This is a genomic window from Mediterraneibacter flintii, from assembly GCF_055387595.1.
On the sequence record NZ_AP031405.1, the window covers coordinates 3771034 to 3782546 of the forward strand.

Below are 11513 nucleotides of genomic sequence, written 5' to 3' on the forward strand. Positions count from 1 at the left end.
ATGGCTTTCTGACCAATCCAACACCCTTTTATACTTTATGAAACAAAAATACTGCTCTTATTTACCTGCTGTAGCTCTGTAATAGTTAATCAGACATCCCTGCAGAATAATTTCTCTTTCCGCATCTGTCAGCTCGCCTAAACGCAAATCCATTTCCTCCAAGCTGTCTTTTACAACATAAGCCTTGACGACGTCTGCTTTTTCTTCTACTGCCCTGCGGACATCTGGTACAAAGATATAATCTCCGTTCTTAAATGGCAGTTCCTTGTCGTCCGCATCCGTCAGGAACGGAAGCATCCCCCAGTTAATCAAATTAGAACGGTACCTTTTTGTCGCATATTCATTTGCTATATTTGCCCATCCTCCCAGAACCTTCTGGCAGGATGCTGCCTGCTCGCGCGCAGAGCCGTCTCCCGGCTTAACTGCAAAAATCGTACTTCCCACACCGATATTTCCCTCTCCTACATTTGGATAGGTCTCTTTTACTTTTGCTATTACCGGCTTTAATTCTTCCAGTACCTCAAGCGGACATTTTCCTACTTCAATCGCTTTTTGCGCAGCCTGTACCTCCTTAGCCCTTCCCACATATGCGGGATCTTTTCTGGACAGCGCAAATTCTGCCAGTCCCAAAGGATTAGACCGATAAGAAGAAGTCTCGCCGGACGGAATGAGCTCGTCTGTTGTTGTAACCGGATCGTGAATCTCAGAAACTACCTTGAGCACAAGATTTTCCGGCAAGGCAGACATTGCCGGCCAATCTTTGATATTCGGGCCGAACTGAATTTCCACACTTGGATCTGCTACCCCTTTGCTGTCAAATACGCGGTTTTCATAAATATTTTTATCGAAATAATATTTCTGCCCTTTATATTCTACATCCATTGATGTCGCCGGAGTTAAGAACCCTTTATTTGCCGCAGTCGCCGCAATAGAGCGTGCGTCCATCAAGGCCACAGATGAAATCTGTCCGCTTTGCAGCTTAGAGCCCTCCCGGTTCGGGAAATTCCTCGTTGTATGACGGATAGAGAACGCATTGTTCGCCGGAGTATCGCCCGCGCCAAAGCAAGGCCCGCAAAATGCTGTTTTCACAACTGTTCCAGCCTCTAACAAGTCGGCAACTACACCATTTTTAACTAGTTCCATATAAATCGGTGTGCTCGCCGGATACACACTAAATGTAAATGCATCCGCGCCAATATTTTTTCCTTTGATAATGTCTGCTGCTGCACAGATATTTTCAAATCCGCCTCCGGCACATCCTGCAATGATTCCCTGCTCTACATAGAACTTTCCATCTACAATTTTATCCTGAAGAGAATATTCCACAGCTCCATCCAGACTAATCAGCGCTTTCTTCTCCACATCATGCAGAATATCTGAAAGGTTTTCATTCAATTCATCAATTGTATAGACATTGCTCGGATGGAACGGCATCGCAATCATCGGTTTAATTTCACTTAAATCTACATAAACCATTCCGTCATAATAAGCTGTCTCTCCCGGATTTAATTCCTTGTAATCTTCCCTTCTGCCATGAATCTCATAAAATTCTTCAATCTTTTCATCGGTACGCCAGATAGAGGACAGACAGGTTGTCTCCGTTGTCATGACATCGATTCCAATTCGGAAATCTGCACTTAGATTTCCGACACCCGGGCCTACAAATTCCATTACTTTATTATTCACATAGCCATTTTTAAAGGTCGCTCCAATAATTGCAAGCGCCACATCCTGCGGGCCTACTCCTTTTGCCGGTTCTCCGTCCAAATAGATGCCGACAACTCCCGGCATATTAATATCATAGGTCTTGTTCAAAAGCTGTTTTACAAGCTCTGGCCCTCCTTCTCCCATTGCCATTGTCCCAAGAGCGCCATAACGTGTATGGCTGTCGGAGCCTAAAATCATCTTTCCGCCTCCGGCCAGTACCTCACGTGCAAACTGATGGATGACAGCCTGATGAGGAGGCACATATACACCACCATATTTCTTTGCACAAGTCAGTCCAAACATATGATCGTCTTCATTGATTGTCCCGCCTACCGCACAAAGACTGTTATGACAGTTTGTCAGAACATACGGAACAGGAAATTTTTCCAGCCCTGATGCTCTTGCTGTCTGAATGATTCCTACAAATGTAATGTCATGGGATGTCAATTTATCAAATTTGATCCGCAGACTCTTCATGTCAGGGGCTGTATTGTGCTCCTTCAAAATTCCATAAGCAATTGTATTTTTAGCTGCCTCTTCCTTTGACACAGAAATTCCGGCATTTTCTACATCTTCTACTATCTCGGTGCCATGTATTAAATAGACACCATTGTCATACAACTTTATCATAATAACCTCCTCCTTCTCGTTTCGCTTCTGTTCCTCATTTTAACATCTTGAAACAAAGCATGTCAAACTTGGCACGCACCCTGTCTCTGCATTTTATCTTTTAATCTCGTTCTCTCAATACTTTCAGAACCTCAAACCTGGATTCTCCAATTCCTATCACATCATCTCTTTGCAGTATAATAGGACGTTCAATTCTTTTCCCATTCAAATATGTGCCATTTCTGGACTCCAGATCCTTCAGATAGAGCTTCTCTCCTCTTTTCACAATCGCACAGTGCAGCTTAGATACCCGCGGATCTTCAGAAACGGAAAGATATTTTTCATATGTACGAACATCACTCCCACGTCCAATCGCAATTGTATCGTAGAAAATAAAGCTGTGTTTTTCCCAAGTATCCAAATTCTCCAAAATAATTTTCCACTGCTTCTTCTCGTTCTTCCGTTCCGGCTGGCTCTGCGGACGCCTGACTTCCTGTGCTGATCCCCTGCGCCTCGGAAGCTCTCTTTCGTCTTCCTCGTCCTCTTCATAATCGTCAGCATAAGCAGCTACACGTCCTGTTTTCTTGTTCTTCTCTCTTTTATTTTTCCTTATACTTAAGAAAGTTCCCGTCAATAATGCAATACTCGCACCAACTATCAGAACCATCGCAATCCAGTATATCAAATCTGACATAGTATCAAATCACTCCTTCAAGTTTTTATACTACTATACTTTTTTACTCTCGGCAAGCAATTCATGTATATTTTTGCAACCTTCCGTCGAATCTTCTGTAACAGTTCAACCATACAGTGTGCGGGAAGCATAAAACATGCTTGCATGTTTTTGCGAGCGTACATCTGTATGAGCTTAAGCGCCCATCAATGAGTAAAACGGTGGCGGTAGCCACGATAAGCACGCAGTGCGGTTTTACGAATGGCGCGAGCTGAACTGTTACAATCTTCTTATACTTTAATTTAATGATTATTCCTGTTCAGGCTGGCGGGTTTCTCCCTACGACAAGGTTTCCCCCAAAGGGTACCCCGCATCTCATTCCCTATGGGAGGGCGGGCTTCGCCCGACAAGGTATGGTATGTTTTCTTTTTTTGTGTTAAAATGTGTTCAGCGTCGGTATACAGAACCAATTCAGGCATACTGCCTGCGTATACTGACATCAGCCTATAGGAAAAGGAGAAACCATAATGACCGACATACGACCATTTAAAGGAATCCGCCCGTCTAAAGAACGTGCTGCTTCTATCGCAGCGCTTCCCTATGATGTGTACAGCCGCGAAGAGGCACGTGAAATCACAGAGAAAAATCCAAACTCATTTCTAAAAATTGATCGTCCCGAAACACAGTTTCCAGTAGATATCGATATGTATTCCCAGCCTGTATATGATAAAGCTGCTCAGATTTTGGACTCTATGATAAATGACGGCTCATTTATACAAGATGAAACCCCTTGCTATTATGTCTATGCGCTTACTATGCAGCAGCATACGCAGACTGGTATTGTCGGTTGTGCTTCTATTGACGACTATGTAAACAACGTGATCCGAAAGCATGAAAATACACGTGCGGACAAAGAGCAGGACCGCATCCGCCATGTGGACACCTTAAGTGCCCAGACAGGACCTATTTTTCTTACTTATCGTCCTAATCTAAATATAAAATCTATATTAAAAGAAGTATGTGCTCTTCCTGCTCTCTATGATTTTGTCAGTGATGATTCTATCCGCCATCAAATCTGGAGGATTGAAGAAAAAACACTCCTTGAGAAAATTTCTCAAATCTTCTCCTCCATGAAACAGGTTTATATCGCTGATGGACATCACCGAGCTGCATCTGCCGTAAAGGTCGGTTTAACACGTAGAAACGCACATTCTGACTATACCGGCACAGAAGAATTTAACTACTTTCTCTCTGTCTTGTTTCCGTCAGATGAACTGCGTATTTTCGATTATAACCGAGTTGTTACAGATTTAAATGGCTATACATTTGGTCAACTTCTTGATATGATAAAGGACAGATTTGATGTCACTGAAATCGGAAACGAAGCTTACCATCCACAGAAAAAAGGAGAATTTGGTTTATATGGAAACGGTACTTGGTATCGTCTGGAAGCAAAGCCTTGTCTATATTCAGACAATCCGGTAGAGACATTAGATGTCTCTGTGCTTCAAAATTTTATACTCTGTCCCCTGTTAAATATCCAAAATCCAAAAACGGATTCCCGTATCCGATTTATCGGAGGTATTCGAGGTCTTGAAGCACTAAGACAAGAGGCAGACAAAACCGGCGGCGTTGCATTCTCCATGTATCCCACTTCTATGGATGAACTACTTGCGGTCGCTGACGCGGGATTACTGATGCCCCCGAAATCCACCTGGTTTGAACCTAAACTGCGAAGCGGACTGTTCATTCATCAGATAGAGCGTTAAGAATCAATGAAACAAAAAAGGAGAGAAATATTCATGGAAAGAAATGACCTGTGTTGGTGCGGCAGCGGTAAAAAATACAAAAAATGCCATATGCCGATTGAAGAAAAAATAATGCTACATGCAGAAAAAGGAGAAATAGTTCCAACCCGTAAAATGCTAAAGACACCGTTTCAGATCGAAAAAATTAAGGAGAGCGCAGCGCTTAACACTGCCGTCTTAGACGAGGTCGCCAAAAATATCCATATCGGAATGAGTACGGCAGAGATTGACGATATTGTATATACTTTCACAAAGGAAAACGGTGGAATTCCCGCCCCTCTTAATTACCAAGGATTTCCTAAAAGCGTATGCACCTCCATCAACAATGAAATCTGTCATGGAATACCGGATAAAAATATTATTCTTAAAGAAGGCGATATTATCAATGTTGATGTCTCTACTATACTAAACGGATATTTCTCCGATGCTTCCCGTATGTTTAAGATGGGACATGTTTCCGAGCGTGCCGAACGCCTTGTTAAGGTTACAGAAGAATGTGTAAAGCTCGGATTAGAAGCAGCAAAGCCTTGGGGACATTTGGGAGATATTGCATATGCTATCAACAGCCACGCACAGGCAAACGGCTATTCTGTCGTAGAGGAAATCGGCGGACATGGCGTTGGTTTACAATTTCACGAAGATCCTTTCGTAAGCTATGTCACTCCAAAAGGCAGTGAAATGCTGCTTGTACCCGGTATGATGTTTACGATTGAACCCATGATCAATGAAGGAAGCCCCGACTTCTATGTTGATGAAGAAAACGATTGGACCGTATATACCATTGACGACGGGCTGTCCGCACAGATAGAATACATGGTGCTGATTAAAGAAGATGGAGTAGAAGTATTGACAAAATAAATGTGACGAAATATAAAATTTAAGCGACAAAAGGGACGTGTGAAAGAGATGCTTTGCATCGTTCGTCAGGGCTTCGCCGAAATTCCTCACTCACGCAAAGCATCTCTTTCACACTCACACTTTCGCCAGCTTAAGTTTATAGTTCCAGACGGAAGAAAACGGCTTCACGCTGCTATGCATTTCCAATCGGAAGTAGTATAGATACTTCTAATTGGAGGGCTATAACAACGTGAAGCCATTTTCTTTTGTTAGGGCGCCACTTCCCTATAGACGAAGGAAAAACTTCTGATTGGAAGTCTGTAGCAGTGTGAAGTCGGTTCTTTTCGCATTGCTTGTTGCTTCGTTAAATTTATATTCTAAACAAATCTTCTAATACGCAGGTCGATTCCTATGTTCTCTGCTAATTCTTTGCTTTTTTGGATTTCTTCTTCAGAAAGTACGTCTACGACTGTGAATTTGACTTCTGGCACGTATTTTTTACATTCTTTTGCAAATTCCAGCATACCTTCAAATGCATTCTCAAACTTTGGTCTTGTAACATCCATATATTTTTCTTTGTCCGGTGCATTCAGGCTGATAGATACACAGTCCACTGTCTTTGCGAGCTCAGGTACTATATTCCTGCCGTAATAAAGATTGGCAAGTCCATTTGTATTTACCCGTATTTTCAGCCCATATTTTTTCTTTGCATACTGTGCCGATTTCAAAAGATTTTCCAGTGCACAGGTTGGCTCACCATACCCACAGTATACCAGTCCTTTATATCCGTCAAAATGAAATGCATCTATCGCGGTAATTACATCTTCCAATGACGGATCCTCTTTATGCCACAGCGTATCTGCATCTCCCACCTTGTCCTGGTGACTGCGGATACAGAACTTACAGCTACAGTCACACTTGTTCGTTAAATTTACATAAACATTCTCCTTATACGTATATAATATATCTGCCATACTCTGCCTCCTTACTTAATATACACTATCTTTAATTCTACAAATGCAGTATCTGTCTGGTTTTTCCTTTGATATGTGCTTTATCCAGCGCCGATGCAAGCACAAAGAAAAAGACTGCACTTCCGACTGACTGAATCAGACTGCCTGCCAATGAAGCCATTGGAGCAATAAAGGAACCGAATAATATACCTTCTGCTAGATAATATCCTGCCGCAGAGATTGGAAGTGCAATAAAAGGAGCCGCCATATTTTTTACTGTCAGTATCTTCTCTTGTCTGCTTGTAAAAGGTAGTGTTATCAACATCTTAATCACAATTGTTGCCGGAGCCCACATTGGCGCTGTCAACATATCCGCCATTCCTCCTCCAATCGCAGCAGCAGCGAGGGCATATGGTCTTGGCAGAAGTACGGCCGCCAGATAAATGAGTGTGTCACCAAAATGGATATATCCGCCGTTTGCCCCATAGGGAATATGACAGATATATGCTGTCATTATTGTGATCATTGCCGCAAACAATCCGGCAGTTACTATTTTTGAAGTATTTTGTCTCATTGCTCCTCTCCTTTTAACATCCACAGATATTTTTCATATTCTACACCGTCATTTCTTGGAATCTGGTCTTTCACGGCATCCCGCATCGCATATTCAATCATAGCTCCTGCTCTTTTCATTACAGATACAATTTTTTCTTCTTTAGCCATCCCGGCCGCAACAGCAGAGGCAAATATATCTCCTGTACCGGAGTAACTGCCTCCTATATAAGGAAAAGCACACAGATGCTCTTCTTTCTTTGTAACTGACAAATTTCCCATTTTCGAAATACCGTCTGCCTCATCCACAAATTGAATCCCTGTTACTACTACCGTCTTAGGTCCCTTTTGAATAAGATTTCTTCCCATCTGCGCGACGACTGTTAATAAATATTTTTCATCTGTCAAATGTTCAATCATCCGGTAGTCCGTATCTGTCAGAAGACAAAGCTCTGTCAAATTCGGAGTAATAATATCTGCACGCAGCACTAACTCTTTCATAAGACTTAGCAGTTCCGGCGTAAATATCGCATACTCTTTTCCATTATCTCCCATAACCGGATCTACCAGTAAGAACGTATTTTTTTTATGAAATGTATCCAGAAAGGCAAATACTTGCCTAATCTGTCTATCCCCTGCCATAAAGCCAGTATATATCCCGTCAAATGAGGCGCCCATTTTCTCCCACTCTTTCCGGAAAGATTCCATTTTGTCTGTATAATCATCCAGAAAATAACTGGCATATCCTGTCTGCGCACTCAAAATCGCTGTGGGCAAAGGACATGGCTGCACTCCCATTGCGGCAATCACAGAGATCGCCGCTGTAAGAGAGCATTTTCCGAATCCCGATAAATCATTGATCACTGCTATCTTTTTTGTCATATTCATCTCCCACTTTCAAAATTACTGATACAACCAGCCTCATTCACTCTATATCGGCACTTTATCTCTTATTGAATAAAGCCCATTCTCCGGTATAGTTATATTACATTACATCCGAATGAATACATTTTCTGCTATAATAGCATAGAACTGGTTATGTCAAAATAACCAGTTCTATCATTTTTATGCAGTCCAGTTTTATAATGCAAATATACCTTGTCGGGCGAAGCCCGCCATCCTGCAAGGAATGAATTACGGTATGCCCTTTAGGGTATACTTTGTCGGGCAAAGCTCACCGTCCCATAGAGACTAAATTACGATATGCCTTTAAAGATATACATTTCCAATTATTAGTCCAATTGTTCCCAACGCCAAAAAAATCAAGCCAACACCCGCACATTTTTTTCTTTTCTCCATTTTTTGTTTTTCACTGTCCGGCAAATTTATAACTGGATATTTGTTTCTGCCAATCAGATACATCAAAAGACCGCCCGAATTATTCCCACTCATGGCAAATATCCCCCAGAATTTTGGATGCTTCAATCCCCTTGCCTTCGCGTCCATCAATGTCAGTCTATAAATTTGATACGCCGTAGCAGCAGCTCCTACCAATGATATAGCTCCAAATATCATATAAATGCTTTCTTTCCACTCCATGAAAATACCTCCTTAAAATTTTTTGATTATCTGATAGAATAACGCTGATGAGCTCACAACCATCAGACAGAACACTCCAACGAGAAAGTATTTATTCTCCGGGATAAATGCACTTAAAATTACCAACAGAATGATGAATATGATATTCGCTATGATTGCCCCAATTAATTTTTGATTACTTTTTACCAGATTTGTACTTTCTTCTAGATGTTCGATCATTTTTTTGTCTCCTTTCAATAAATCATCCAAGCTTACGGAATAGAGATTACTTAATTCAATGACACTTATAATATCAGGATATGACTTTTCATTTTCCCAATTAGAAATTGTCTGTCTGGACACATGCAGCTTTTCTGCTACGAACTCCTGCGTCATCCCATAATGTATTCTTGCATCCTTCAGCTGCTTCCCTATTTCCATTTTATTTCCTCCTTTCGCGAACATCATCCTATAATGAAACCTAAAAGTCTATCAAATATCTTTTTCAAGCCTATTTTTCTGTGTAAAAATTCTTTTACAACACTATGTAGACAGAACAAAGTGGGCAAGCCCGCTTCAGCTCCCCTGCCCCTCACTCTGAGGGGCTTGTCCACTTTGCGCGCCGCCGCAATACCGCAAAGCGGTAAAATTTCCTATTATACTAAAAAGCCCCTTTCAGACATTACGTACGCATCGCGTATATCGTTTCCATGTCTAAAAAAGGCTTTCTTTCATTATCCCCTGCGCTTTTTATCTCTACTGTATCCTTACAGCAACGCGTCAGATGTTTTCTCCGTCTTTAAGGGTTTCAGCACTATCGCAGAATGTCGTCCCATATTCAGTACTATTTCTCCGTCCTCCACAATATATTCATCCCTTTCGGTTGTATATCCATCCTCATAGGAATACATCAGACGCATCATTCTTCCTTTTTCCGGCACTTCTGCCTGCCATACCGGCACCGTTACTTCTTTTAACTCCTTACTGTTATTCAGCACTACAATAATTTGGTCTTCCTCCTGAAAACGCCCGTAAGCAAGAATATTACTCTCCCAATACAGCATTTTCAAAGAGCCCTTGCGCAGCGGCTTTTCTTCTTTGTGTATCCGGATCATCTCTTTATGAAAAGCAATCAGTTCCTTATTTTCTTTCCCCCAAGGATAGGTTCGCCGGTTATCTGGATCTGTAAAGCCGCATAAGCCAGCTTCATCTCCATAATAAACAGCAGGGGCACCAGGCCATGTCATCTGTACTGTAACTGCCTCTCGCATCACTGCATAATTCACGCCCTCTTCTGCTGCTTTCGCTCCCAAATGCTCTACCCTGCCAACAATATGATTCGTCCGCGTTAAAAAGCGAGAATGATCGTGGTTAGAAAGCTGGTTCATTGCCACTTGGAGAGACGGCGTCATCATGCATGCCATAAAATGTCTCATTGTATTGACAAAATTATCCGCATTTCCCCACAAATCCATTCTTCTCTCATCACTATGCTTCTCCATGCCTGTCAGAAACCACGTAAGCGGTTCCATAAAAGCATCATAATTCATCACGCTGTCCCACTCGTCTCCTTGTAACCACTCCGCAGGATCTCCATAGTGCTCTGCCAAAATCAAGACATCCTGATTTACACTTTTTATTTCCTTTCGAAACCGTTTCCAGAACATATGATTATACTCATTGCTGTATCCTAAATCAGCCGCCACATCCAGACGCCAACCGTCTATATTATACGGCGGTGAAATCCATTTTTTTCCTATATCGATAATATATTGCTCCAGCTCCGGCGAATCTTCATAATTCAGTTTAGGCAATGTATCATGTCCCCACCAGCCGTCATAATTTTTATTATACGGCCATGCGCTGTCTCTCTCGTCAAAAAAACGGAAAAATCTACGGTATGGACTGTTGGCATCTACATATGCACCCTTGGGGTATCCCGGCTGCTGTTCATAGATTCTCTCTCTATCCATCCATTTATTGAACGACCCGCAGTGATTAAATACGCCGTCCAAAATCACACGCATTCCCCGCTGATGCATCTCTTCTACCAGCCTGGCAAACAATGCATTGCTCGCCTCCAGATTCTCTCTTTTCCCTGTCCGAACCTGGTACTTTGTCGCCTGCGTGTTATCCTGGCTGCCCCACGGAAGCACTTCTCCTGCGTCCTCTACGATTTTCCCGTAGTGCGGGTCAATATAATCATAATCTTGTATATCATATTTGTGATTGGAAGGGGAGACAAACAGCGGATTGAAATAAATCACTTCCACTCCCAATTCCTGCAGGTAGTCCAACTTCTCCTGCACTCCTGCCAGATCACCGCCGTAAAAACGCCGAATATCCATCGCCTCAGGAGGCTGACTCCAATCTGTAACCTTCCTGCATGGTTCCCCAATATAGATATATTCTCGTTCTTCTACATCATTTGACGTATCACCATTGTAAAACCGGTCTACAAAAATCTGGTACATCACTGCCCCTTTTGCCCATTCCGGCGTCGAAAAGCCTGGAACAATGACAAAATCATAAAAGCGCTTTATGTCCTTTGACACACCGCAGCGGTTATAATAACAGACTTCGCTGTCTTTTAAAATCTCAAAAGAATAGCGGAAAGGTTCTTCTGACAGCTGACATTCAATTGCATAATAGTCAAAGCTGCCTTTTGTGCACACTTTCCGCATAGCATATTTCCCGGTTTCCAACAGGATACGCACTTCATCCACATCATTTTGGGCTGTCCTGAAACGCAGTGTAATCTTCTCATTCCAGTCTGGCTGCGCAGGAGAGACATAATCTGATGTGCCGTCACTAAACAGTGCGTCTTTATTCATAAAAAACCTCCTTACCCGTCAC

Annotated in this window: 10 protein-coding genes; 2 read left to right on the forward strand and 8 right to left on the reverse strand. The window is 42.2% G+C overall.

Annotated features, from left to right (window positions below; all coding sequences use genetic code 11):
* Positions 1 to 57 precede the first annotated feature (57 nt).
* Complete coding sequence (locus ACZ5C4_RS17935) at positions 58 to 2337, reverse strand: hydratase (RefSeq protein WP_464522189.1); 2280 nt, start codon at positions 2335 to 2337, stop codon at positions 58 to 60.
* Between the two features lie 100 nt (positions 2338 to 2437).
* Entirely contained in the window at positions 2438 to 3010 is a 573-nt protein-coding gene (locus tag ACZ5C4_RS17940; RefSeq protein WP_464522190.1) for an FHA domain-containing protein, read from the reverse strand.
* A gap of 506 nt (positions 3011 to 3516) precedes the next feature.
* Between ACZ5C4_RS17940 and ACZ5C4_RS17945 the strand changes: the two genes are divergently transcribed.
* Together ACZ5C4_RS17945 and ACZ5C4_RS17950 are read left to right on the forward strand one after the other, a co-directional pair.
* A complete protein-coding gene (locus ACZ5C4_RS17945) occupies positions 3517 to 4758 on the forward strand; it encodes a DUF1015 domain-containing protein (protein WP_464522191.1) in 1242 nt (413 codons plus the stop codon).
* A 33-nt stretch (positions 4759 to 4791) separates the two neighbouring features.
* Positions 4792 to 5655, forward strand: coding sequence for a methionyl aminopeptidase (locus ACZ5C4_RS17950; protein WP_464522192.1), 864 nt, complete (start codon positions 4792 to 4794; stop codon positions 5653 to 5655).
* A 356-nt stretch (positions 5656 to 6011) separates the two neighbouring features.
* Here ACZ5C4_RS17950 and ACZ5C4_RS17955 read toward each other — a convergent pair whose 3' ends face one another.
* The 6 genes from ACZ5C4_RS17955 to ACZ5C4_RS17980 all read right to left on the reverse strand — a co-directional run bounded on the left by ACZ5C4_RS17955 (position 6012) and on the right by ACZ5C4_RS17980 (position 11491).
* A complete protein-coding gene (locus tag ACZ5C4_RS17955) occupies positions 6012 to 6608 on the reverse strand; it encodes a TIGR04100 family radical SAM protein (protein ID WP_464522193.1) in 597 nt (198 codons plus the stop codon).
* A gap of 37 nt (positions 6609 to 6645) precedes the next feature.
* Positions 6646 to 7161 carry a TIGR04002 family protein gene (locus tag ACZ5C4_RS17960; protein ID WP_464522194.1) on the reverse strand — a complete coding sequence of 172 codons (516 nt, stop codon included), beginning with the start codon at positions 7159 to 7161 and terminating at the stop codon, positions 6646 to 6648.
* Positions 7158 to 8021 (reverse strand): pyridoxamine kinase, encoded by an 864-nt coding sequence (locus ACZ5C4_RS17965; protein ID WP_464522195.1) that lies wholly within the window; start codon positions 8019 to 8021, stop codon positions 7158 to 7160. Before ACZ5C4_RS17965 ends, ACZ5C4_RS17960 begins: the two co-directional genes overlap by 4 nt.
* Positions 8022 to 8348: 327 nt before the next feature.
* The gene (locus ACZ5C4_RS17970; protein WP_464522196.1) at positions 8349 to 8678 is read right to left on the reverse strand and encodes a hypothetical protein; all 330 of its coding nucleotides are present in this window, start codon (positions 8676 to 8678) and stop codon (positions 8349 to 8351) included.
* A 12-nt stretch (positions 8679 to 8690) separates the two neighbouring features.
* On the reverse strand, positions 8691 to 9098 hold the full coding sequence (locus tag ACZ5C4_RS17975) for a helix-turn-helix transcriptional regulator (RefSeq protein ID WP_464522197.1): 408 nt from the start codon (positions 9096 to 9098) through the stop codon (positions 8691 to 8693).
* A 326-nt stretch (positions 9099 to 9424) separates the two neighbouring features.
* Positions 9425 to 11491, reverse strand: a complete 2067-nt coding sequence (locus tag ACZ5C4_RS17980) for a glycoside hydrolase family 13 protein (RefSeq protein ID WP_464522198.1) — start codon at positions 11489 to 11491, stop codon at positions 9425 to 9427.
* Between the last annotated feature and the right edge of the window lie 22 nt (positions 11492 to 11513).